This window comes from Delftia sp. BGA-UO-ETr-SB1, assembly GCF_059567865.1.
In genome coordinates this window covers 886,912-910,205 of record NZ_JCAQOW010000006.1, presented here as the reverse complement: position 1 = coordinate 910,205, position 23,294 = coordinate 886,912, and the positions used below count along the sequence as shown (strand labels likewise).

The 23,294-nt window shown below is 68.1% G+C and carries 21 protein-coding genes; 10 read left to right on the top strand and 11 right to left on the bottom strand.

Going from position 1 to position 23,294, the window contains the following annotated elements:
* Positions 1–4: 4 nt before the first annotated feature.
* Together AC57B5_RS22910 and AC57B5_RS22905 are read left to right on the top strand one after the other, a co-directional pair.
* A complete protein-coding gene (locus tag AC57B5_RS22910; RefSeq protein WP_496400402.1) occupies positions 5–1,768 on the top strand; it encodes an ABC transporter ATP-binding protein in 1,764 nt (587 codons plus the stop codon).
* Positions 1,769–2,090: 322 nt separating this feature from the next.
* Positions 2,091–3,095: a fimbrial protein gene (locus AC57B5_RS22905; protein WP_496400401.1), complete on the top strand. Its 1,005-nt coding sequence runs from the start codon at positions 2,091–2,093 to the stop codon at positions 3,093–3,095.
* A gap of 90 nt (positions 3,096–3,185) precedes the next feature.
* On the opposite strand, the gene AC57B5_RS22900 is transcribed toward AC57B5_RS22905, so the two are convergent.
* The 5 genes from AC57B5_RS22900 to AC57B5_RS22880 all read right to left on the bottom strand — a co-directional run bounded on the left by AC57B5_RS22900 (position 3,186) and on the right by AC57B5_RS22880 (position 8,285).
* On the bottom strand, positions 3,186–4,142 hold the full coding sequence (locus AC57B5_RS22900) for a Bug family tripartite tricarboxylate transporter substrate binding protein (RefSeq protein WP_496400400.1): 957 nt from the start codon (positions 4,140–4,142) through the stop codon (positions 3,186–3,188).
* A 44-nt stretch (positions 4,143–4,186) separates the two neighbouring features.
* Positions 4,187–5,182, bottom strand: coding sequence for a tripartite tricarboxylate transporter substrate binding protein (locus AC57B5_RS22895; protein WP_197944334.1), 996 nt, complete (start codon positions 5,180–5,182; stop codon positions 4,187–4,189).
* 66 nt (positions 5,183–5,248) lie between these two features.
* Complete coding sequence (locus tag AC57B5_RS22890) at positions 5,249–6,313, bottom strand: hydroxyacid dehydrogenase (RefSeq protein WP_496400399.1); 1,065 nt, start codon at positions 6,311–6,313, stop codon at positions 5,249–5,251.
* The gene (locus AC57B5_RS22885) at positions 6,313–6,990 is read right to left on the bottom strand and encodes an RraA family protein (RefSeq protein WP_496400398.1); all 678 of its coding nucleotides are present in this window, start codon (positions 6,988–6,990) and stop codon (positions 6,313–6,315) included. The genes AC57B5_RS22890 and AC57B5_RS22885 overlap by 1 nt, the downstream gene beginning before the upstream one ends.
* A gap of 59 nt (positions 6,991–7,049) precedes the next feature.
* Positions 7,050–8,285 (bottom strand): alpha-hydroxy acid oxidase, encoded by a 1,236-nt coding sequence (locus AC57B5_RS22880; protein WP_496400397.1) that lies wholly within the window; start codon positions 8,283–8,285, stop codon positions 7,050–7,052.
* An 83-nt stretch (positions 8,286–8,368) separates the two neighbouring features.
* Between AC57B5_RS22880 and AC57B5_RS22875 the strand changes: the two genes are divergently transcribed.
* From AC57B5_RS22875 to AC57B5_RS22845, 7 genes are all read left to right on the top strand, one after another.
* Entirely contained in the window at positions 8,369–9,289 is a 921-nt protein-coding gene (locus tag AC57B5_RS22875; RefSeq protein ID WP_013800558.1) for a LysR family transcriptional regulator, read from the top strand.
* 291 nt (positions 9,290–9,580) lie between these two features.
* Complete coding sequence (locus AC57B5_RS22870) at positions 9,581–10,423, top strand: GNAT family N-acetyltransferase (RefSeq protein ID WP_496400396.1); 843 nt, start codon at positions 9,581–9,583, stop codon at positions 10,421–10,423.
* Positions 10,420–10,941 (top strand): phage tail protein, encoded by a 522-nt coding sequence (locus AC57B5_RS22865; RefSeq protein ID WP_496400395.1) that lies wholly within the window; start codon positions 10,420–10,422, stop codon positions 10,939–10,941. Before AC57B5_RS22870 ends, AC57B5_RS22865 begins: the two co-directional genes overlap by 4 nt.
* A gap of 18 nt (positions 10,942–10,959) precedes the next feature.
* Entirely contained in the window at positions 10,960–11,460 is a 501-nt protein-coding gene (locus AC57B5_RS22860) for a phage tail protein (protein ID WP_099732737.1), read from the top strand.
* 28 nt (positions 11,461–11,488) lie between these two features.
* On the top strand, positions 11,489–12,031 hold the full coding sequence (locus AC57B5_RS22855) for a phage tail protein (RefSeq protein WP_099732736.1): 543 nt from the start codon (positions 11,489–11,491) through the stop codon (positions 12,029–12,031).
* A gap of 29 nt (positions 12,032–12,060) precedes the next feature.
* Entirely contained in the window at positions 12,061–16,320 is a 4,260-nt protein-coding gene (locus AC57B5_RS22850; RefSeq protein WP_496400394.1) for an IPTL-CTERM sorting domain-containing protein, read from the top strand.
* Positions 16,321–16,418: 98 nt separating this feature from the next.
* The gene (locus AC57B5_RS22845; protein ID WP_496400393.1) at positions 16,419–16,628 is read left to right on the top strand and encodes an oxidoreductase-like domain-containing protein; all 210 of its coding nucleotides are present in this window, start codon (positions 16,419–16,421) and stop codon (positions 16,626–16,628) included.
* A 23-nt stretch (positions 16,629–16,651) separates the two neighbouring features.
* Here the strand turns inward: AC57B5_RS22845 and AC57B5_RS22840 are convergent, their stop codons facing one another.
* The 5 genes from AC57B5_RS22840 to AC57B5_RS22820 all read right to left on the bottom strand — a co-directional run bounded on the left by AC57B5_RS22840 (position 16,652) and on the right by AC57B5_RS22820 (position 20,212).
* Positions 16,652–17,122, bottom strand: coding sequence for a RidA family protein (locus AC57B5_RS22840; RefSeq protein WP_012207603.1), 471 nt, complete (start codon positions 17,120–17,122; stop codon positions 16,652–16,654).
* Between the two features lie 68 nt (positions 17,123–17,190).
* On the bottom strand, positions 17,191–18,006 hold the full coding sequence (locus tag AC57B5_RS22835) for an ABC transporter permease (RefSeq protein ID WP_496400392.1): 816 nt from the start codon (positions 18,004–18,006) through the stop codon (positions 17,191–17,193).
* Between the two features lie 5 nt (positions 18,007–18,011).
* On the bottom strand, positions 18,012–18,863 hold the full coding sequence (locus tag AC57B5_RS22830; RefSeq protein ID WP_496400391.1) for an ABC transporter permease: 852 nt from the start codon (positions 18,861–18,863) through the stop codon (positions 18,012–18,014).
* 5 nt (positions 18,864–18,868) lie between these two features.
* On the bottom strand, positions 18,869–19,723 hold the full coding sequence (locus tag AC57B5_RS22825) for an ABC transporter ATP-binding protein (protein WP_496400390.1): 855 nt from the start codon (positions 19,721–19,723) through the stop codon (positions 18,869–18,871).
* Positions 19,724–19,783: 60 nt separating this feature from the next.
* A complete protein-coding gene (locus AC57B5_RS22820; protein WP_233626411.1) occupies positions 19,784–20,212 on the bottom strand; it encodes a hypothetical protein in 429 nt (142 codons plus the stop codon).
* An 815-nt stretch (positions 20,213–21,027) separates the two neighbouring features.
* Between AC57B5_RS22820 and AC57B5_RS22815 the strand changes: the two genes are divergently transcribed.
* Positions 21,028–22,812 carry a monovalent cation:proton antiporter-2 (CPA2) family protein gene (locus AC57B5_RS22815; protein WP_043824352.1) on the top strand — a complete coding sequence of 595 codons (1,785 nt, stop codon included), beginning with the start codon at positions 21,028–21,030 and terminating at the stop codon, positions 22,810–22,812.
* Positions 22,813–22,845: 33 nt separating this feature from the next.
* On the opposite strand, the gene AC57B5_RS22810 is transcribed toward AC57B5_RS22815, so the two are convergent.
* The gene (locus tag AC57B5_RS22810; protein WP_016452676.1) at positions 22,846–23,235 is read right to left on the bottom strand and encodes a VOC family protein; all 390 of its coding nucleotides are present in this window, start codon (positions 23,233–23,235) and stop codon (positions 22,846–22,848) included.
* Between the last annotated feature and the right edge of the window lie 59 nt (positions 23,236–23,294).

Below are 23,294 nucleotides of genomic sequence, written 5' to 3'. Positions count from 1 at the left end.
CGCCATGGTCACAGCCCTCCCTCGGACAGCAGCCCCGCCGCTGCTGGACATACGCCAGTTGCGCATTGCTTTCCCGGGCCGCGCCGGTCCTGTCGAGGCCGTGCGAGGCCTTGACCTCGAACTGCGACGCGGCCAGACCCTGGCCCTGGTCGGCGAGTCAGGCTGCGGAAAATCCACCACGGCCCTGGCCGTGCTGCGCCTGCTGGCGCCCGGAGCCCAGGTGAGCGGCCGCATCCTGCTGCAGGGCCGCGACATCCTGGCCCTGCCGCCGGCCGAACTGCGGGCAATACGCGGTCGTGACATCGCCATGGTCTTCCAGGAGCCCATGACGTCCCTGAACCCGGTGCATACCATCGGCGAGCAGATCACCGAGACGCTGCGCCTGCACGCAGGACCCGATGAACGGCTGAATGCCGCAGCCGCACGCCGCCGCGCCATCGAACTGCTGGAACGCGTGCGCCTCCCGGAGCCCCAGCGCCGTATCGACGACCATCCCCATCACCTGTCGGGCGGCCAGCGCCAGCGGGTGATGATTGCCATGGCCATCGCCTGCCGCCCCCGCCTGCTGGTAGCCGACGAACCCACGACGGCGCTGGACGTGACCGTGCAGGCGCAGATCCTGGAACTGCTGGACAGCCTGCGCCGCGAAATGGACATGGGCATGCTGCTCATCACCCATGACCTGGGCCTGGTCAGCCAATGGGCAGACCGTGTCGCCGTGATGCATGGTGGACGCAAGCTCGAAGAGGCAGACACACCCACCCTGTTCAGGACGCCCACCCACAGCTATACGCGCGGCCTGCTGGGTGCCTCGCTGCACGGCGAGGCAACGGGGGCTACACAGGTGCGCCACCACGGCCAGGGCCCGCTGCCCGAGATCCGCATCCACTCGGAGCCGGGAACGAAGGAAGCGCGCTTCACGCTGTTCACTCCCCAGGTCGCGTCACCGCCTGCCCATGCACTGCAACCGGCCCTGCAGGCCAACGTGCCCTTGCTGCAGGTACAGGCGCTGCGGGTGGAGCACATCCGGCGCGACGCCAGCGTGCTGCGCGCCGTAGACGGTGTGGACTTTCATATCGGCGCGGGCGAGACACTGGGGCTGGTGGGCGAATCCGGCTGCGGCAAGTCCACCCTGTCGCGTGCGCTGCTGCGGCTGCAGACACCCGCGTCCGGGCGCATTGCACTGGACGGGACCGACCTTGTCCCGCTCCATGGCCGCGCGCTCAGGCCGTGGCGGCGCCGCATGCAGATGGTGTTCCAAGACCCTTATGGATCGCTGAATCCGCGCCACCGCGTGCAGGACATCCTGGACGCAGTGCTGGCCGTGCATGGCGAGGCCTCGCGCGCGCGGCGGCAGCAGCGCATCGCTGCCATGCTCGACCGCGTAGGCTTGCCGCGCGGCGCGGCCGAGCGCTATCCGCACGAATTCTCGGGCGGACAGCGCCAGCGCATAGGCATTGCGCGCGCCCTGGTGGTGCGGCCCTCCCTGGTGGTGCTGGACGAGCCCGTTTCCGCGCTCGACGTGTCGGTGCAGGCACAGATACTGAACCTGCTGGTGGAACTGAAAAGGGACTTCGGCCTCTCCTACCTCTTCATCTCTCACGACCTGTCCGTGGTGCGCTACATCGCCGACCGTGTCGTGGTGATGCACCAGGGCCGCATCGTGGAAAGCGGCGACCAAGGGCAGATCTGGCATGCCCCCCGCCATGCCTACACCCGCAGCCTGATCGACGCCATTCCCGGAGCCCGCAAAGGCCGACCCGGGTGAGGCAAGACCAGGACAGATGCAAAGGCCGCCTACTCCGCCCTGGCCGTAGTTGAGCCGGCCCGGCCTGGCGCGCGCCGCCTCCAGCAGATCGTTGACCGAGCGCATCGGCGAGGCCAACAGCAGCAGCGACCACCCGCTGGCGCGCCGGCGCCGGCCGGATGGCCTGCAAGGCCATGTGCGGAAAAGCGGACGGAACACGGCATTGGAGTCATGAAAAAGCATTGCCAATATCAGAATGATCCTATGGATTTTCATAAATCATAGGAATAGACTTTGGAGCACGCCCAACAAACTCTTCTGCATCGTTTCCGGTTTCATTCATATGAAAAAAATCAGATATTTTCTCATTCCGGCAACGCTTTGCTTTTCTGTAAGCTCCATTCATGGAGGCATGTTTACCCCGGCAGTATCCATCGTCCAATTACCGGAAATCATCAACGTTCCCGCAGGAAATATCATGAATGGATCAGTGCTATGGGAGTCGCCCATGGTCAAATCCACCCTCGACACAATTTCCTACAGTGTGCTTTCGGGGCCATCTTCAGAAATATGGCCCCAAATCATGAACCCCACTACGCTGGACGGCGATATCTACTCCACATCTTTGCGCGGAATAGGAATCCGTTGGCGTGCCACATGGAAAGCCAGGAATTTCCCCAATGGCAAAACCATGTCCATCACCACTACGTCCAACAATTCAGGAGCCACGGGATGGCAAAAGGATGATGTACATGAGCAAACCATATGGATGCAACTCATCAAGACAGGCGCCGTTCAATCGGGCACTTTCAGCGTCAGCAGCTATGCAACCGCCCGGTTTGACTGCAATAGCCTTTGCAATATCTGGTCCGTGATGGCGGCCGGCAGCACCGTGGTGCGCACAGGCGCCAGTTGCCGGGTGAAGACGAGCAACATCGCCGTGAACCTGCAGCGAATCAACAGGTCGCAGTTCAACGGGATAGGCGCTACCTCCGCGCCCCAGCCATTCGATCTGGAACTGATCTGCACCGGGGGCGATGCCAATTCCACCCTGCGCCCATTCGTCACGCTCACGGATGCCAACGATGCCGCCAACCGCTCCGATGTGCTGACGGTGACCGGAGGGGCTGCCGGCATCGGCATCCAGATCCGCAGCAGCGACAAGGTCATCAGCTACGGCGAGGACTCCGCCAACTTCGGCAATCCCAACCAGTGGCAGGCGGGCACCATCACCCCAAACACCAGCAACCACGTGATTCCATTGACGGCGCGCTATGTCCAGACCCAGCCCTCCGTCACAACAGGCCTGGCCAACGGACGGGCCACCTTCACGCTCAACTACCAGTGACCTGCCAGTGACCTGCCAGTGACACGCTGGCTGCATTGCGGCTGTGCAGTCGCCCCCGTGCCGATCCTGCACTGCCGCCCCCGGCTGCGCTCACTCGGCTCTGGCCCCCGACACCCGCACCTGCTCGGCCGCCACGGGCATCTGCTCGCGCACGAAGCGCCAGAACGCGTCCACGCCCATGGGCTTGACGGGCAGCGAGCCTTGGTCGATGAACTGCTTTTGCACCTCGGGATTGCGCAGCGCCGTGGCCAGTGCGCCGTTCAGGCGCTCCAGCGCCGCACGCGGCGTGCCGGCCGGGGCAACCAGGCCGTACCAGGAGTCGGTGTAGAAGCCATTGACGCCTGCTTCCTCGAAGGTGGGCACATCGGGCAGGGCCGGCAGGCGCTGGCGTGAGGCCACGGCCAGGGCGCGCAGCTTGCCTGAGCGGATGAAGGGGATGGCACCCGTGGTGAGCACGAAGTCCACGCGGCCCGCCATCAGGTCGGTCATGGCCGGGGCCGTGCCCTTGTAGGGGATGTGGGTGACATCTGCGCCCGTGAGCTGCTTGAAGCTGGCGCCGGCCAGGTGCTGGCTGGAGCCCACGCCGCCCGAGCCGTAGTTGAGCTGGCCCGGCCTGGCGCGCGCCGCCTCCAGCAGATCGTTGACCGAGCGCAGCGGCGAGGCCACGGGCACCAGCAGCACGCTGGGCGAGGTGGTGATCATGCCGATGGGCGCGAAGTCCTTGAGCGGGTCGTGGTTGAGCTTGGCATAGAGCGCGGAGTTCAGGCCGTGCGAGGCCACGGTGGCCAGCATGATGGTGTTGCCATCGGGCCTTGCGCGGGCCGCCGCGTCGCTGCCCAGGTTGCCGCCTGCACCGGCCCGGTTGTCGATGGTGATGGGCTGGCCCAGGGCCTCGCTCATGCGCGTGGCCGCCAGCCGCGCCACGTTGTCGGAAGGGCCGCCCGCAGGCCAGCCCACGATGAGGGTGATGGGGCCTTGCGCCAGGGCCGGCAGGGCCAGGGCGCACAGGGCCAGCGCAGCCAGGCTGCGGCGCGGCAGACAGTGCATGGCGGTCGTCCTTGTGAATTCAAAGGTTGGCATGGGCATGGCCTTCAGGGCTTGCCGTCCTGCCAGGGCATCTCGGTCCAGAGCTTGCGAAAGCCGGCCTCGGTGCGCTCCAGCTCGGCCGCGTAGGCGGGCGGTGCCAGGTAGCGCAGCGGCGCGTACATGGCCTCGGCCTGCTGCCTGAACTGCGGGTCGGCCGCGATGGCGGCCACGGCATCGACCAGCTTTTTGCGCACGCCTTCGGGCAAGCCCTTGGGCGCGGCCAGGCCGCGCAGGGAGGCCAGCTCGATATCGATGCCCTGCTCCTTGAACGTAGGCACCTGCGGCGCCAGCGAGCTGCGCGCGGCTGACATCTGGCCCAGCAGGCGGATGGGAGTGCCGCCCTTCTGGTAGGCCAGCACCTCGCCCACGTTGATGGCGCCGATGGTGATCTGCTGGCCCGTGGCGGCGGCGCGCACCTCGCCCGCGCCCTTGTAGGGCACATGGGTGAGCTGCGTGCCCGTGGCCTTGGCGAACAGCAGCATGGCCAGGTGGTCGTCCGAGCCCGTGCCCGTGGTGCCCACGGTCACGGCGCCGGGGTTGGCCCGGGCGTAGGCGGCCAGGCCGGCCAGCGTGGTGATGGCGTTGCTGTTGTGGATGGCAAAGCCGCCCGGGTCGTCCACCAGGTTGCCCAGCAGGTCGTACTGGCTCCAGTGGAAGCTGCTCTTGCGCTCGATGGGGATGGTCAGCACGTTGGGCGTGTTGATGAAGCCGATGGTGTAGCCATCCGGCTTGGCGCGCGCCAGTTCGCCAAAGCCGATGCCGCCGCCCGCGCCGGGGCGGTTGAGCACGACCACGCTGCCGCCCAGCTTCTTTTCCAGATGGCGGGCCAGCAGCCGCGCCACCAGGTCGGTGCCGCCGCCGGGCCCGTAGGCCACGATCATCTCGATGTTGCGCGAGGGATAGGGGGCCTCGCCCTGAGTCTGGGCATGGGCCAGGGCCGGCAGCGCCATGCAGGCGGCGGCCAGGCCTGCGCACAATGCGCGCCTTGCTTGCTGTGTCATCTTTGTCTCCTGGGTCGCCTCTTGCAGTGGTCTGAGAGGCTTTTTAGTCATGGTGAAGGAAGCGGCTCAACGGGACGGGGAAAAGGGCGGGTAACGGGACGGGTCCAAGGCCCTGGCGATGCGCTCGCGCGCATGCGGCCAGACCTCGGGATTGACCAGGCGCGCGGGCCGCTGGCCATTGGCCAGCAACTGCACGATCTGGGTGGCGGCCAGCTCGGCGTTGTTGCGCCGGGCCTCGTGCGTGACACCGGCGGTGTGGAAGGTAGCCACCACCTGGGGCAGGGCCAGCAGCGGATGGGAGGCGGGCGGCGGCTCCTGGTCCCAGACATCGAGCCCCGCGCCCGCCAGGTGGCCGCTGGCCAGGGCGGCGTGCAGGGCGGCCTCGTCATGGATACCGCCGCGCGCCGTGCTCACGAAGATGGCGCCCGGCTTCATGGCCGCAAAGGCAGCGGCGTCCATGAGCCACAGCGTGGAGGCATCGCGCGGGCAGTGCAGGGAGACGATGTCCGCGCGCTGCAGCAGTTCGTCGAAGCCGACGGCCTCTGCCCCGCGCGCCGCCAGGCCTGCCGCGTCGTAGGCCGGGTCGCAGCCGATCACCTGCATGCCGAAGGCCCGGCCCAGGGCCGCGACGCGGCTGCCGGCCTCGCCCACGCCGACCAGGCCCAGGGTGCGGCCGCGCAGCTCGTGGCCCATGACGTCCTCCCGGCTGAAGCCCCGGGCCGGGGCGCGCAGCAGGCGGTCGGATTCGTTGATGCGGCGCAGCACGGACAGCATCAGCCCGATGGCCATCTCGGCCACCGAGTCCGCATTGCCGCCCGACTGGTTCATCACGGCCACGCCGGCCCGCGTGCAGGCCTCGATGTCGATGGTGTCGCAGCCCGAGCCGCTGGAAGATACTGCCAGCAGATCGGGGCAGCGCGCCAGCAGGTCCGCCGTGGCGAACCAGTGGCGCGGCAGCTCGTCCTTGGCGGCCGTGATCTGGTAGACCTGTGCGCCGGCCAGGGCCTGCCAGGCGGCGGTATCGTCGCCCTCGCGCCGGCAGGTGACCAGCTGCACGCCAGGCGCTGCCGAGACGATGCGGTCGAAGGCTGCATCCAGCCAGTAGTCGAAGCGGACAACGCGGCGGTCCATCACAGCACCCCCTTGGCGGCCAGCGTGCGCGCCACCCAGGAGCGGTCGGCGCGGCCTGCGGCAATGGCGGCGAGCACGTCGGCCTCATCGCGCTGTATGGCCTCCACGCGGTCGGCAATGGCGGCGGCATCGGCGGCGGGCACGGCCAGCAGGCCGTCGCCATCGCCCAGCACCAGGTCACCCGGGTGGACGACCATGCCGTCGATGCTGACGGGCACATGCAGCTCGCCGGGGCCGTCCTTGTAGGGGCCACGGTGCGAGACGCCGCGCGCATACACGGGCAGGCCGTGCTGGCCGATGGTGTCGCTGTCGCGGATCAGCCCGTCGATGACGATGCCGGCCGCGCCGCGCGCCATCATCAGCGCCAGCATGATCTCGCCAATGATGGCGTTGGGCCCGGCGCCGCCCGCGTCCACCACGATCACGTCGCCGGGGCCGCAGATGTCGATGGCCTGGTGCACCATCAGGTTGTCGCCGGGCCGCGTGCGCACGGTCAGCGCACGGCCCACCAGCGGCCCCTGGCGGCGGTGAAAGGGCCGCAGCGCCGAGGTGCCCGTGGTGCGGCTCATGGCGTCACTGACATTGGCGACCGGAAAGCCGCGGTAGCGCTGCAGCAGCGCATCGCCAAGGGCGGCCTCGGGCCGGGCGTGGATATGGAATCCGGGAATCTTGCTCACTGCTGTGTCTCCGTCTGTGTCTGTGTCTGTTGTCTGTGCCGATACCGTTGTCTTGCCGCTCAGAACGCATCCCAGGCCTGCGCGTGGCGCACGCAGGCCGGCGTGACCTGGTCCAGGCGCGTGGCGCCCAGCATGGCCATGTCGCGCAGCACCTCCTCGCGCAGCAGGGCCATGGCGTGGGCCACGCCCGCCGGCCCGGCCACCGAGGCCGCGTAGTTGAAGGGCCGGCCCACGAACACGCAGCGCGCGCCCAGGGCCAGGGCCTTGAGCACGTCGGTGCCCCGGCGCACGCCGCTGTCCAGCATCACCGGCAGGCCGGGCACGGCGCGCACGATGCCGGGCAGCACGCGCAGCGGTGCCACGGCGCCATCGAGCTGGCGCCCGCCGTGGTTGGAGACGATGAGGCCGTCGGCCCCGTGATCGCGCGCCAGCACGGCGTCTGCGGCCGAAAGAATGCCCTTGACCACGAGCTGCCCCTGCCAGCGCTGGCGGATGGCGGCCAGATGCGGCCAGGCCAGGTGGGAACGGTCCGAGAAATCGCGCATCACGCTGGCCGACAGGATGGGCGCGCCCCGGTGCGCATAGTTGTTCTCGAAATGCGGCATGCCGTGGCGCCACAGGGTCTTGAGAAAGCTGCCGAACAGCCAGCGCGGGTGGCTGATGCCCTGCCAGGCCAAGCCCGGCCCGGGCCGCAGCGGCGTGGAGAAACCGGCGCGCACATTGTTCTCGCGGTTGGCGGCCACGGGCGTGTCCACCGTGATCACCAGGGTCTGCACGCCGGCGGCGGCCACGCGGTCCAGCAGCGCATCGATCTGGCCCTGGTCGCCCGGCAGGTAGGCCTGGAACCAGGTGTGGGGCGCGGCCGCCATCACATCCTCCAGCCGGATCAGCGAGGAGCCGCTCATGATGGCCGGCACGCCCGCCTGCTGTGCGGCCTGGGCCAGCACCAGATCGCCCCGGTAGGCCGACAGCGCGGCAATGCCCATGGGCGCCACGCCGAAGGGCGCGCCGTAGCGGCGCCCGAACAGCTCGAAGGAGGGATCGCGCTGTGCCACCCCCACCAGCGCGCGCGGCACGAAGGCCAGCTCGGCAAAGGCGCGGCGGTTGTCCGCCAGCGAGGCGTTGTCCTCCACCGCGCCGCTGATGTAGGCATGGATGGGGCGCGGCAGGTGCCGCCGCGCCAGCCGCTCGAAATCATCGAGCGACAGCACCTGGCGCAGGCGACGCGGCGGCCGGGCAGGTGCAGCAGCTGCGGAAGCGGTGGCGGTTGTGGAGGGGACGGTGTTGGCAGGCATTGCCGGCCAATGTAGAAGGGCCAACCTGCAAAGAAAAGCGAAATAAATAGGAATCGATATTTCGATTTTGGAAGAATGTCGCCATGACCCTCAAACAGCTCGAAGCCTTCTACTGGGCCGCCACCTGCCTGAACTTCAGCGTGGCCGCCGACCGCGTGCACCTGTCCGTCTCATCGCTGTCCAAGCGCATTGCGGAGCTGGAGGCTTCGCTGGGCGTGCAGCTGTTCGACCGCAGCGGCCGCGCCGCCGAACTCACGCCCCAGGGCGAGCAGCTGCTGCCGCGCATCCGCGAGCTGCTGCACGGCGCCGCCCAGCTGCGCGAGGCGGCGGGCCGCAGCGTGGGCCTGCAGGGCCGCTGCCGCATCGGCTTTGGCGAGCTCAGCGGCCTGACCTGGCTGCCCCGGCTGGTGCAGCGGGTGGCCGAGCTGCACCCCGACCTGCAGCTGGAGCCCCACACCGACATCGGCCAGGTGCTGGAGCAGCGCATCGTCGATGGCGAGCTGGACTGCGTGGTCATCGCCGGGCCATCGTCGCGCAGCAGCCTGGCCTTCGAGCAGGTCGCCCAGGTGCGCTTCGTCTGGGCCGCCAGCGACGACTTCATTGCCCGCGCCGGCACCGGCCTGCCCCGGCGCCTGGTGCGCGAGCAACTGCTGATCGCCCTGCCCACCGGCTCGGGCGCCACGCGCACGCTGGACGACTGGCTGGGCCGCCACGGCCTGGCCGTGGAGCGGCGCCTTTCCTGCAACAGCTGGGGCGCCGTGGTGGGCATGGTGGTGGACGGCCTGGGCTTCACCTACATGCCCGAGCAATGGGCACTGGCCCTGCAGGAACGCGGCCGCCTGCGCGTGCTGGACGGCAGCGCCGAGGCCGCAAAGCACAGCGCGCTGGCCCCGCTGACCTACACCGTGCAATGGCGCCGCGACGATGCCCGGCCGCTGATCACGGAAATGCGCGAGATCATCCGCAGCGTGATCGATTTCCCGGCGCCGCGCTGTTTGAGTTGAATATCACTGATTTCAGGGATATTAAAAATGGCAATCCTGTAGTATTTGAATGAACAATCAATATCAACAATAAACAACATCAATGCATTGATAGGGCATTGTCAATTTCAAATATCAATCGATTCAGATCCTTCCCTATGGGAACACTCATCTTTCGCATGAAATTCTTGGCATACTGAAAATCCTTTCTCAAAGAAATTTGACAATCCTTTGCAAAAACTGCCTATGATTTAACAACTCTTTTCAATTATTCACGACTGGAACTCCTGCGGCTCCAGTCGATTTCCATTCATGAGCACTGCGCCTGCCCATACCAGTCTCCGCAGCCCTCACCCCGAATCCTGCGGTGCGCTGGCGCTTCAACCCATTGGTTCCGGCGACGAAGCCGCTCTCCTGGCCATCTTCGCCTCCACACGCGAGCAGGAGCGCGAACAATTCGGCTGGCCCGAGGAGCAATGGAATGCCTTCATTCGCCAGCAGTTCATGGCGCAGCACACCCAGTATTCGACGGCCTACGCCAACCCCAGTTTCGATCTGGTGCTGCGCGATGGCGAGATAGCGGGCCGGCTGTATGTGGACCGCAGCCCGCAGGAAATCCGCGTGGTGGATATCGCCCTGCTTCCCAGGCACCGTCGCCAGGGCGTGGGGCAGCAGTTGCTGCAGGCTTTGACGGATGAGTCAGATGCCCTGGGCATTGACCTGGGCCTGCATGTGGAGAAGAACAACCCCATCCTCGGCCACTACCAGCGCCTGGGCTTTGCCACCGAGGCCGATCGCGGCGTGTACTGGTATATGCGCCGCGCGCCGCAGCCTGCGCGCATGCCCGGCCTTGAGGATTTCACCGGCCTGGTCGGCACCGATTTCGCGTTGCAGCTCCCCGGTGCCGCGCCCGTGGCGCTGCGCCTGGAAAAGGCCACGGTCACGCAGGGATTGCTGGCCTCGCGCTGCTCGCTGCGCTTCAAGGGGCCTGACATCGGCCGCCCGGCCCACGACACCTACCTGCTTTCCCACGAACGCCTGGGACGCTTTGCTCTGTTCCTGGGGCCCGTCGTGGATGCGGAGCCGGGGCAAACCAGCTACCAGGCACTCATCACACGCATGAACACGTCGATCAAGGAGGAGGAGACGCCATGAGCGAGGCATATATTGGAGAAATCCGTCTTTTTGCGGGCAACTTTGCCCCCCAGAACTGGGCATTGTGCGACGGCAGGCTGGTTGCCATCAGCGAGAACGAAGCACTCTTCGTGCTGCTGGGTACCACCTATGGCGGCGATGGCGTCACCAACTTCGCACTTCCCAACCTGCAGGGCCGACTTCCTATTGGCCAAGGCCAGTTGCAGGGCGGGAGCAACCGCCTTCTGGGCCAGCAGATGGGTGCGGAAGACGTAACGCTGAACATCAGCCAGTTGCCCGGGCACACCCACCCGTTCTCGGCGGCCGGCGCCGCCAGCACCAGCAAGCCACAACAGCAGGTACCGGCAGCCGTCACGGGGTTCAACCTCTACGCCCCCTCACCCGCCACGACTGCCGCCACCCTGGGACCCAGCTCGGTGCAGATCGTCGGCGGCGGGCAGCCGCACAACAACGTCATGCCCAGCCTGGTGCTGATCTACATCATCTGCCTCTTGGGCAACTTCCCCAGCTTCACATAGCACGGACAGGAGCATTTCATGGACCCCTTTCTCGGAGAGATCCGCGCATTCGCCTTTGGCCAGGTCCCAAGGGGCTGGCTGCTGTGCAACGGAGCGATTCTGCCGATCAGTACGAACCAGGCCTTGTTTGCGCTGCTGGGCACCCGATACGGCGGCAATGGCTCGACGAACTTCGGCCTGCCCGATCTGCGTGGTCGCGCGCCCATTGGATACGGCGGCGGCGTTGTGCTCGGCTTGATCGACGGTACGGAAAACGTCACGCTGACCCCCAGCCAGATGCCCCAGCACACCCACCAGCTGCTGTCCAGCGCTGCGGTGGCCACCACCAATGTCCCCGGCGGCAATGTGATGGCCGAGGCCGCCAATGGCCTGTCTGCCTATGGCGCGCCCACCAATTCCTTCATGGCTGCCACCGCCGTGGACATCAGCGGCGGCAGCCAGCCTCACCAGAACATGCAGCCCTCGCTGGTCATCAACTGGTGCATCGCCAGCTCCGGGATCTTCCCGCCCCGCAACTGAACAAGCCTCCCCACAAGGAAACATCCATATGGCAGATCCCTTCTACGGCGAGGTCCGCGCATTCGGCTTCTCCTTCGCTCCTGTCAACTGGGCCTTTTGCGCAGGCCAGACCATACAGGTACAGCAGAATGCAGCGCTTTTTGCGGTCATCGGAAGCCGGTTCGGCGGTAACGGAACCACCAATTTCATGCTGCCCAATCTGCAGGGCAAGGCCGCCATGGGCGCCGGCACGGGACCTGGACTGAGCTTCCGCGACATCGGTGAAACCATGGGCACAGCCACCGAAACGCTGACCCTTGCGCAGATACCGGCGCACAGCCACGGCATCAGCGCCCAGGGCGCCGGCGCCACGGCGGCCACCCCCAGCGGCAACTTGCTGGCGCAGGGCATGCAAGGCGTACCGCCCCGGGGCAGCGCCAGGCCCACCTATGCAGCGGGAGCTGCCACTTCGGCCATGGCGCCGACAGCGCTGCTGCCCGTCGGCGGCAACCAGGCCCACAGCAATATGCAACCCGTTCTGGCGCTGAATTTCTGCATCTGCCTGGACGGCGAATTCCCCGTCAGGCCCTGACGTTCTTCCACCTCCAGCCATTGCCCGCCATGCCCACCAACCACCCCCCCAGGCCCAAGTCCGCTTCACGCATGCTGTCCATGTGGTTTGCGTGGTTCATAGGGTTGGTGATGGCACTGGCGGCTCCGGCCCATGCCGCAGTGACTTCGGGGATCATCGGTTTCGGGACCGGCGCCGCCTCTGGCTACCCTGCGGTCACCTCGAACTACAACGGGCTGGACTTCATCAGCGACTGGTCCTATTTCGCTGAAGTGGACCTGATAACAGGCACTCCGGGGATCGTCACCTCTGGCGATGCGATCACAGCCACCGCCCTGGACGGCACAGCCCGCATCATGGCAGTCAATGGCACGGACCGCTTCAGCCTCGCCCAGGTGCGCATCTTTGCGTACGGTGACATGACTTCATTCACGTTCACCGGCTATCGGAGCGGCAGCCCTGCACCTGGCGCAGTCGTGAACATCCCCAGGACGCCCGAAATGACCACGCAATTCGTCACGGTCAGCCTCGGCGCATTGGTGGACGTGGATGAAGTGCGCGTGTCCAACAACGGCGCCACGGAACCACTCAACTTCGCCTTCGACGATCTGGCCGTGGACCCCTTCCCCCCCGCCACGCCCACGGCCACTGGGCTTGCGCCCACCTCCGGCCTGGCCGCCGGCGGTGCCTCCGTGGTCATCACGGGTGCCAACTTCACCAACGTGATCGACAGCCCCATCGTGACCGCAGTGAGCTTCGGCGGCACGCCGGCGACCAGCTTCACGGTCGACAGCGCCACCCAGATCACGGCCACGGCACCGGCAGGATCGGGCACGGTGAACGTGACCGTCACGACGGCAGGCGGCACCAGCGTCACTGCCGCAGCCAATCAGTTCACCTATCTGCCCGCGCCCACGGTGGCATCCGTCTCGCCCAACTTTGGCCCGCAGGCAGGCGGCACCAGCGTGGTCATCACCGGCACCAACCTGTCCGGCGCCACCGCCGTGCTATTCGGCGCGACAACCGCCAGCTATGTCGTCAACAGCGCCACCCAGATCACCGCCACCTCGCCTGCGGGTACAGGCACGGTCGATGTGCGCGTCACAACGACGGGCGGCACCAGCGCCATCAGCGGGGCCGATCAATTCAGCTACCTGGCAACGCCCACGATCACCAGCATCGCGCCCACGGCAGGCCCTCAGGCGGGCGGCACGGCGGTCACCATCACGGGCACGAACTTCATCGGCACCACGGGCGTGAACTTCGGCGCCTCGGCAGCGACCGGCTTCACGGTCAACAGCGCCACCAGCATCACGGCCACGGCGCCGCCCGGAACGGGCACGGTGGACATCCGCGTCAGCAACTCCGTCGGCACCAGTCCCACCGTTGCCGCTGACCAGTTCACTTATGTGGCGGCACCGTCGGTCACCTCCATCTCGCCCACGGCAGGTCCCACCGGCGGCGGCACCACGGTGACCATCACCGGTACCGGCTTCGCCGCAGCACCTGGCACCGGCGCCGTGCGCTTCGGCGCCGCGACCGCCACCTACACCATCAACAGCAACACCCAGATCACCGCCACCGCGCCCGCGGGCAGCGCTGGCACGGTCGATGTGACGGTGACAACGGTGGGTGGCACCAGTGCCACCAGCGCAGCCGACCAGTTCACCTATGTGTCAGCGCCCACGGTGACTTCCATCTCGCCCACCAGCGGCTCGACCAGTGGGGGCACCACGGTGACCATCACCGGCACCAACTTCTCCGGCACCACTGCCGTGACCTTCGGCGCCACGGCCGCCACAGGCTTCACGGTCAACAGCGCCACCCAGATCACAGCCACCGCGCCTGCCCACGCAGCGGGCACGATCGACGTGCGGGTCACCACGGTGGGCGGCACCAGCGCCACCAGTGCGGCCGACCAGTTCACCTATGTGGCCGCGCCCACGGTGACTTCCGTCTCGCCCACGGCAGGGCCAGCCGCAGGAGGAACCTCGGTGGTCATCACCGGCACCAACCTCTCCGGCGCCACGGCCGTGACCTTCGGCGCCACGGCCGCCACGGGCTTCACGGTCAACAGCGCCACGCAGATCACAGCCACCGCGCCTGCAGGGTCGCCGGGCACGGTCGATGTGCGCGTCACCACGACTGGCGGCACCAGCGCCACCGGCGCGGCAGACCAGTTCACCTACGTGGCCACGCCCACGGTGACCTCCATCTCGCCCACCAGCGGCCCGCAGGCAGGCGGCACCACGGTGATTCTTACCGGCACCAACCTGGGCGGCGCCACGGCCGTGACCTTCGGCGCCACGGCCGCCACGGGCTTCACGGTCAACAGCGCCACGCAGATCACGGCCACATCGCCTGCCGGCACGGGCACGGTAGATGTGCGCATCACCACCGCGGGCGGTACAAGCGCCACCAGCGCGGCCGACCAGTTCACCTATGTGCCTGCGCCCACGGTGACGTCCATCTCGCCCACCAGCGGCCCACAAGCGGGCGGCACCACGGTGACCCTGACCGGCACCAACCTGTCCGGCGCCACGGCCGTGACCTTCGGCGCCACGGCCGCCACGGGCTTCACGGTCAACAGCGCCACGCAGATCACGGCCACCGCGCCTGCCGGCACGGGCACGGTAGACGTGCGCATCACCACCGCAGGCGGTACCAGCGCCACCAGCGCGGCCGACCAGTTCACCTATGTGCCCGCACCCACGGTGACTTCCGTCTCGCCCGCAAGCGGTTCTTCGATTGGTGGCACCACGGTCACCCTGACCGGCACGAACTTCACCGGCGCCACGGCCGTGACCTTCGGCGGCACGGCCGCCACGGGCTTCACGGTCAACAGCGCCACGCAGATCACGGCCACCGCGCCTGCAGGATCGGCGGGCACGGTCGATGTGCGCGTCACAACGACTGGTGGCACCAGCGCCACCGGCGCGGCAGGCCAGTTCACCTATGTGGCCATCACGGTGACGCCCGCGACGCTGGCCGGCACGCCCAAGGTAGGCGTCTCGTTCAGCGAGACCCTGACCGCCAGCGGCGGCGCAACGCCCTACACCTTTGCAATGGCCGGCGGCAGCACGCTGCCCACAGGCCTGTCGCTGTCGTCCGCCGGGGTGATCAGCGGCACGCCCACGGCGGCCGGGGCCTTCAGCTTCACGGTGCAGGCGACCGACAGCAGCAGCATCAGCGGCCAGCGCACCTACAGTGGCAACGTGGCGGCAGCCACGGTGGTGCTGACGCCCGCAGCTTCCACGCTGCCGGCTGCCAGGCTGAACACGGCCTATGCAGGGCAGACCTTCACTGCCAGCGGAGGCACGGCGCCCTACACCTACGCCAGCAGCGGCACGCTGCCGACCGGAATGACGTTCAATGCCAGCACCGGTGTTCTGGGCGGCACGCCCACCGCGGCGGGAAGCTTCACCTTCACCATCACGGCCACGGACTCCTCCACGGGCACGGGTGCTCCGTTCACCTCGGGCAGCACCAGCTACACCCTGGTGGTGAACTCCACCAACGCCGACCTCAGCGCCCTGGCACTGAGCAGCGGCACGCTCGCACCGGGCTTTGGTGCAGGCACCCTGGCCTACACGGCCACCGTGCCCAACACCAGCAGCACTGTCACGGTGACGGCCACCGCAGCCGATGCGGGCGCCACGATCCTGGTCAACGGCGCAGCGGCCTCCACCCCGGTGGCGCTGAATGTGGGCAGCAATACCGTGTCCATCGAAGTCACGGCGCAGGACGGCACGACCAAGAAAACCTATGTGGTGACGGTGACGCGCGAGGCCAGGCAAAGCGCCTCGGGCTCGGGTGTGGATCTGGGCATTGCCAACAGCAGCCCCACCTGCACGCTGACTGCGGCCAGCTTCACCTCGCCTTCTGCCGTGGCCGGCTCGCTGGGCCCGCTGCCGGCGGCCTTCACCTACCCGCAGGCCGCCGTGGACTTCACGGCCAAGCAGTGCGCCCCCAGCAGCACGCTGACCGTGACCCTCACCTTCGCGTCCCCCGTGCCCGCCAACGCGCAGCTGATGAAGTACGACGCCACCGCAACGCCCAAGTGGCAGCCCTTCACGCCCACCATCAGTGGCAACCAGGTCAGCTACACCATCGTGGACGGCGGCCTGCGCGATGACGACAAGACGGTCAACGGCGAGTTCGTCGATCCCGTCATCCTGGCCCTGCCTGCAGTCCCCGCAGGAGCGCAGAGCATCCCCACGCTGGACCGCTGGGGCCTGCTGCTGCTGTCGCTGATGGCGGGAGCCGCCGGCTTCATGGGCATGGCGCGCAGGCAGCGTACCGGACGGTAAGACGCGTCAACAAGCAAACCCGCGCTGCTGCATGTCGGCAGCGCGGGTTTGCTTTTGGTGCTCTACAGAAAGCCCCGTGGCGCGAGACAATCGCCCCCATGACCACCGCGCCGATTCCCGTTCCCGCAGATTCCGCCGCCTCCGCCGACCCCATGCCCCAACCGCCCGAGCAGCCCGACCTGGACGCCTGCTGCGGCAATGGCTGCGACCCCTGCATCTTCGACAGCTATGACCTGGCCATGGACGAGTACCGCCAGGCGCTGCGGGCCTGGAAGGCGCGCAACGAAACGCCAGCGGGCCAGGGATAGGAATAGGGGTAGGGGTAGCGCGATCAGTCCACGCGGGCGATCAGGTCCAGCTCCACGGCCGCGCCCTTGGGCAGCTGCAGCACGCCCACCGAAGTGCGCGTGTGGGCACCCACGGGGCCCAGCACCCGGGCGATGAGGTCGGAGGCGCCATCGGCCACCTCGCTTTGCTGGGTGAAATCGGGCGCCGAGCGCACATAGACGGTGATGCGCGCAACGGCGCGCACGGCATCGAGCGAGCCGGCCGCGCGCTGCACGAAGGCCAGGGCCCGCATGGCACAGATGGCGGCGGCCGTTCTGGCCGATGCCAGGTCGATCCCGGCGCCGACCGTCCCCACATAGAGCACTTCATCGCCCACGCGGGGAATCTGCCCGCTGACGAACAGCTGCTGGCCGTCGCGCACGACGGGGCTGTAGTTGCCGCCTATCTTGATCTCGCCATCGAAGCGGTGGCCGAGCTCAAGGGCGGCCTGGGCGAAGCGTTCATCTGCTGTCATGGTCTGGTGTCCGGAGTAAGGCAAGCGCGCAGTCTAGAGCGTGTGGTGCACCGGCGCCTGCAGCGGCTTCAACTGCCCGTGGACGCGTAATGCCTCACCCCCATGCGCCAGGCGCCCGAGGCCAGCCAGAGGAAGGCAAAGCCGGCCAGCGGCGAGACCCAGCCCAGCCAGGCCGGCGCGCCCAGCGGGTCGGGCTTGCCCAGCACGGCCAGCGCCGGGTAGTAGGCCACGCAGGCCAGCGGCACGGCGAAGGTCAGCAGGCGGCGGAACCACTGCGCGTACAGGGCCAGCGGGTACTGGGCGGCCTCGACGCTGCCGTAGCTCAGCACATTGGCGGCTTCCAGGCTTTCCACGGTCCAGAACGAGAGCGCGCCCAGCAGCACCAGGATGCCCAGGAACAGCGCCACGCCGCCCGCCACGGCGAACAGCGCCACGGCGACGGCCTGGGGCGTCCACGCCACGGCGCCCTGAGCCGTGGCAAAGCCCAGCACCAGCAGGCCCTGCAGCAGGCGGCCCAGGCGGCTGATGCGCACGTCATGGCCCATGAGCTGCAGCCACACGGGACGCGGACGCAGCAGCAGGCGGTCGAAGGCGCCCGTGCGCAGGAACTGCGTGCCCAGCACGTCGAAGCCCCGGCCCAGCGCATCGGCCAGGGCGAACATGCAGTTCACCAGGCCATAGAACACGGCCACTTCGCCGATGCGCCAGCCCTGCACTTCGCCAAACCGGTGGAACAGCGCCCAGACGGCGATGACCTCGATGCCCGTGACCAGGAACTGGCCCAGGGTCAGCATCAGCGCCGAGGCCGGGTAGCGCGCCTGCCCGCCCAGCGAGGCCAGCGCCAGGCGCAGGAACATGGACAGCGATCCTTTTTGCTTGGCCATGGCGATCACCCGCCCTGCACTTCGAGGCCGCGCATGGTGCGCGCCATGGCCACGCGGCCCAGGGCCACGATCACGGCAATCCACAGGGCTTGCAGCGCCAGGCAGGCCAGCATCTGCGCACCCGCCATCTGGCCGAAATAGATGCGCGCAGGGATGTCCATCACACCGGCCAGCGGCTGCAGCAACAGCGCGGTCTGCCAGGCGTCGGGCATCAGCGCCAGCGGCAGCAGATTGCCCGACAGCACGATGACCACGGGGGCGGCCAGCGTGTTGATGCCTTTTTCATTGAGCGCGGCGGCAGCGGCAACATTCAGCAGCATGACCAGTGCCGTGGACAGCAGCAGCGCCAGCAGCATGGACGCGGCAAAGCCCAGGCCTGCGGCCCAGCCGGCCGGCGGCTGCCAGCCCCAGGCGCCCAGCCCCATCAGCGGCAGGGCCAGCCCTGCAAACGCCACCATCAGCGCCACGCGCGGCAGCACGCGCGCGGCGATCCAGCCAGCCGAGCGCACGAACCACAGCGCATAGGCATCCACGGGCCGCAGCCGGTCATAGGCGATGGCGCCCGTGCGCACGGCCAGTGCCACGTCGGGGTCGCCGCTCCAGGGCAGCAGCGCGAACAGGCCCTGGGCCAGCCAGGTGTAGGTGATGGCGTGCTCCAGCGAAATCGGCGCGCCGGCCGATGCCGAGGCGCTGCCATAGAACGCCGCCAGCACCATGGTCTTGATGGCGCCCCACCAGCACTGCGTGGCAAAGCCCGCGTAGGCGGCCGTGCGGTACTGCAGCATCAGCAGAAAGCGCGAGGCGAAGGCGGCCTTGTAGGGGCGCAGCAGGTGTCGCAGGCGTTGGCGCGGTCCCATGGCGCTCAGACCTCCGAGGCACCATGCATGGCGTAGAAGCGGGCGATCACGGCCTCGATGGCCATGTCCTGCCCCTCGCCTTCACCTTCGCCCGTGCCATCGCGCTGCGCCGCCACGACCTGGGCGCGCAGCGCATCGACCGCGCAGTCGGCCAGCACGCGGCCATGGCCGATGACGATGACGCGCCGCGCCAGCGCCTCGATGTCGTGCATGTCATGCGTGGTCAGCAGCACCGTGGTGCCGCGTTCGCGGTTGGCGCGCAGCACGAACTCGCGCACGGCCAGCTTGGAGGGTGCGTCCAGGCCGATGGTGGGCTCGTCCAGGAACAGGATCTCGGGCTCGTGCAGCAGGGCCGCGGCGATCTCGGCGCGCATGCGCTGGCCCAGGGACAGCTGGCGCACGGGCTGGTCCAGCAGCCGCTCCAGGCTCAGCATGGCCACCAGCTCGTCGCGGGTGCGCGCAAAGCGCAGCGGATCGACACTGTACAGGTCGCGCAGCAGGTTGAAGCCGTCGCCCACGGGCAGGTCCCACCACAGCTGCGAGCGCTGCCCGAAGACCACGCCGATGCGGCCCACATGGCGCTGGCGGTCGGCGAAGGGGTCGCGCCCGTCCACCTCCACGCGCCCGCCATCGGGCCGCAGGATGCCCGACAGAATCTTGATGGTGGTGGACTTGCCCGCGCCGTTGGGGCCGATGAAGCCCAGCAGCTCGCCACGCTCCAGCGCAAACGACACGCCATCCAACGCCTGCACCGTGCGGTGGCGCGGGCGCACCAGCGCGCGCAGCGCGCCCATCACGCCGGGGTCGCGCTCATGGATGCGGTAGGTCTTGCGGAGGTCGTGGACGAGGATCTGGGGCATGGCGCTGGGCGGTGAGGGGGCGCGATTCTACCCGGCGGTGCTCGCCGGGGCCCCCGCCGTTCAGCGGATGCGGTGGATGGACCAGTTGGTGTCTTGCACGTTGAGGGCCAGGGTCATGCCGCTGGCGTTGTAGTGCAGGCCCACCACATCGCCTGCATTGAGCTGCACCTCGGCATCCAGGGGCACGGCCGCGCTTCCCAGAACGGTGCGCAAGGTCAAGAGAAGGGGAATATTGACATTGAGGATCGGCAGCTTGGCTTGCGCCAGCATGTCGCTGCCATTGCGGCGCACCTCGAAGGCAGGATTGATGCCAGCCCCAAGTGACACATTCACCGCAGCTGCCGTCGAGTAATTGACCACGCTGCTGATCTTGTACGTGCCTGTCGCAGGCACCACGAAAGTGCCGTTGGCCGCATCGAACGCAGTGTCCGCATAAAAAGGCACGTTGGCCGTCCAGCCGGTCAGTTGCGTCGTGGCAGAAAAGCTCATCGCAGGCAGCTTGGCGGAAAAGCCCTGCTCTGCCAGGCTGGTTCCCGCTGCGCCCGTCGCACCCGAAGGGCCGGCGGGGCCTGCCGGACCGGGAGCGCCATCAGCCCCCGTGGCTCCGGTGGGCCCTGTCGCTCCTGCCGGCCCTGCGGGGCCTACTTGCCCAGCAGGGCCTGCAGCGCCGGTTGCTCCCGCTACCCCCGTTGCACCCGTTGCACCGGTCGCCCCCGCCAAGGACGCGGGATCGCAGCGTCCCAACGTGCCCGCCGCGTCATGGCAGATGGGGCTGGTCAGGCTCGGGGCCGTGGCCGGGAGGCCAGGCACGGCCACCGCGCCCGTGGGACCCACGCGCAGTGCCGCACCTCCGGCTCCAGAGTTGATCACCACGCCACTGCCCGGAGCCGGGGTGATCACGATATCTGCCGCCAGGGCGGGCCCCAGGGGAAGACACATCAGCAAAAGGCTGTTCAATGCGTGTTGTTTCATGGTTCCTGTGATTCAGCAAAAGGTCGATGACAGCCCCAGGGCCGAGGCTGGGGTGCGGATTCGCCTGGCAAAGAGGGATGGCAAAAAGGGATTCGTGCCCGCCTTGCTCCTGGCAAGCTCGGGGGCCGGCCAAGCCGCAAAAAGAGCTGCGGCGGCGCGGACCCATGGCGGGAAATTGTGAAACTTTGTAGATAGTAGTTTCCAAAAGAATCTGCGTAAATACCCTTTTGCCCCAGCATCCGAGCAGGGCCGATCCCTTCAAGACGCGGGCTGCAACGTCCCTTTGCTATCCTGCGCGCCCATCGCACACCGCCCATCCAAGGAAACACAACATGGCAGCTGAAGGCAATGCAAGCCAGCTCGTAGGAATCGTCACGCTGCTGGGGGCCGCCGTGGTGGCCGTGCCGCTGTTCAAGCGGCTGGGCCTGGGCGCCGTGCTCGGCTACCTGGCCGCCGGGCTGGCCATAGGCCCCTACGGGCTGGGCCTGGTGACGGACGCGCAGACCATCCTGCACGTGGCCGAGCTGGGCGTGGTGATGTTCCTGTTCGTCATCGGGCTGGAGATGAAGCCTTCGCACCTTTGGGATCTGCGCGGCCAGATCTTCGGGCTGGGCAGCCTGCAGGTGGTGGTGTGCGCGCTGCTGCTCACGGGCGTGGGCATGGCCTTCGGCTTTCCGTGGCAGGTGGCCTTCGTGAGCGGCGCGGGCTTCGTGCTCACCTCCACGGCCATCGTCATGCAGGTGCTGGCCGAGCGTGGCGACATCCTGGCGCCGCGCGGCCAGCGCATCGTCTCCATCCTGCTGTTCGAGGACCTGCTCATCGTGCCGCTGCTGGCCGTGGTGGCCTTTCTTGCTCCGGCCGATGCGGCGCCCGTGGCCACCTCACCCCTGTGGCAACGCGCGGGCGTGGCCCTGCTGTCACTGGGCGCGCTGGTGGGTGCGGGCCTGTGGCTGCTGAACCCGCTGTTCCGCATCCTGGCCAAGGCCAAGGCGCGCGAGGTGATGACGGCCGCCGCGCTGCTGGTGGTGCTGGGCGCCGCCCTGCTGATGGAGATGGGCGGCCTGTCCATGGCCATGGGCGCCTTCGTGGCGGGCGTGCTGCTGTCCGAATCCTCGTTCCGCCACCAGCTGGAGGCCGATGTGGAGCCCTTCCGCGGCCTGCTGCTGGGCCTTTTCTTCCTGGGCGTGGGCATGGCGCTGAACCTGGAGGTGGTGGCGCTGAACTGGCGCATCGTGGGCATGGGCGTGGTGGCGCTGATGCTGGGCAAGGCGCTGTGCATCTATGCCGTGGCCCGCGTGGCGCGCAGCAGCCATGCCGATGCGCTGGACCGCGCCATCCTCATGGCCCAGGGCGGGGAGTTCGCCTTCGTGCTGTTTGCCGAGGCGCTCAAGCTCGGCGTGCTCGACCCCGAGGTGCATGCCAACATGACGGCCATCGTCGTGCTGTCCATGGCCATCACGCCGCTGGTGGTGGTGCTGCACAAGCGCCTGGCAGGCGCCGAGGCCGTGTCGCTGGACGGCGTGGAGGCGCCGCAGGACCTGCGCGGCAACGTGCTGGTCATCGGCTTCGGCCGCGTGGGCCAGATCGCCAGCCAGGGGCCGCTGGCCCGTGGCGCCAAGCTGTCCATCATCGACAACGACCCCGACGTGATCCGCAACGCCGAGCCCTACGGCTTCAAGGTCTACTTCGGCGACGGCGCGCGCGCCGACATCCTGCATGCGGCCGGCGCCAGCCATGCCAGCGCCATCCTGGTCTGCGTGGACAGCAAGGCCGCCGCCACGCGCATCGTGGAGAACGTGCGCCACGAATGCCCGCACGCCCGCCTCATCGTGCGCGCCTATGACCGCGAGCACGCGCTGGAGCTCATCCAGAAGGACGCCGACCATGTCGTGCGCGAAAGCTTCGAGTCCGCCCTGCTCATGGGCCGCCATGCCGTGCTGGCCCTGGGCGCCACCGAGGACGAGGCCCAGACGCTGGAGGCCGAAGTGCGCGGCCGCGACACCGAGCGCTTTGCGCTGGAGACCGCCGGCGGCAACTTTGCGGGGCGCGCACTGCTGCTGGGCAACATCGAGCGCATCGATCCGCCCCGGCACGACAAGCCCACCGCCAGGGACTGAGCGCGCAAGGGCCGCAGGGGCCGCAGGCCCCGCTCAATGCCGCTGGTTGATCTGTATGAGATTGCCGCAGGTGTCGTCGAACACCGCAATCGTGACCGGCCCCAGATGCGTCGGCGGCCTGGTGAAGCACACGCCGGCCGCGCTCAGGCGCTCGTACTCGGCCTGCACGTCGTCCACGCCGAAGAAGGTGGCCGGCACGCCGTCGGCATGCAGGGCGGTCTTGAACGGCCTGGCGGCCGGGTGCATGTCGGGTTCGAGCAGCAGCTCCACGCCATCGGCATCGCCGGGCGATGTCAGGGTGAGCCAGCGCGCATCGCCGCCCATGGGAATGTCGTGCTTGAGAACGAAGCCGAGCACGTCGCGGTAGAAGGCCAGGGCCTTGTCCTGGTCGTCGACGAGCACGCTGGTGATGACGATCTTCATGGGGCAGTCCTTATGTCGCACGCGGGGCGACCGACGGGGACTATGGTAGTGGACCGGCC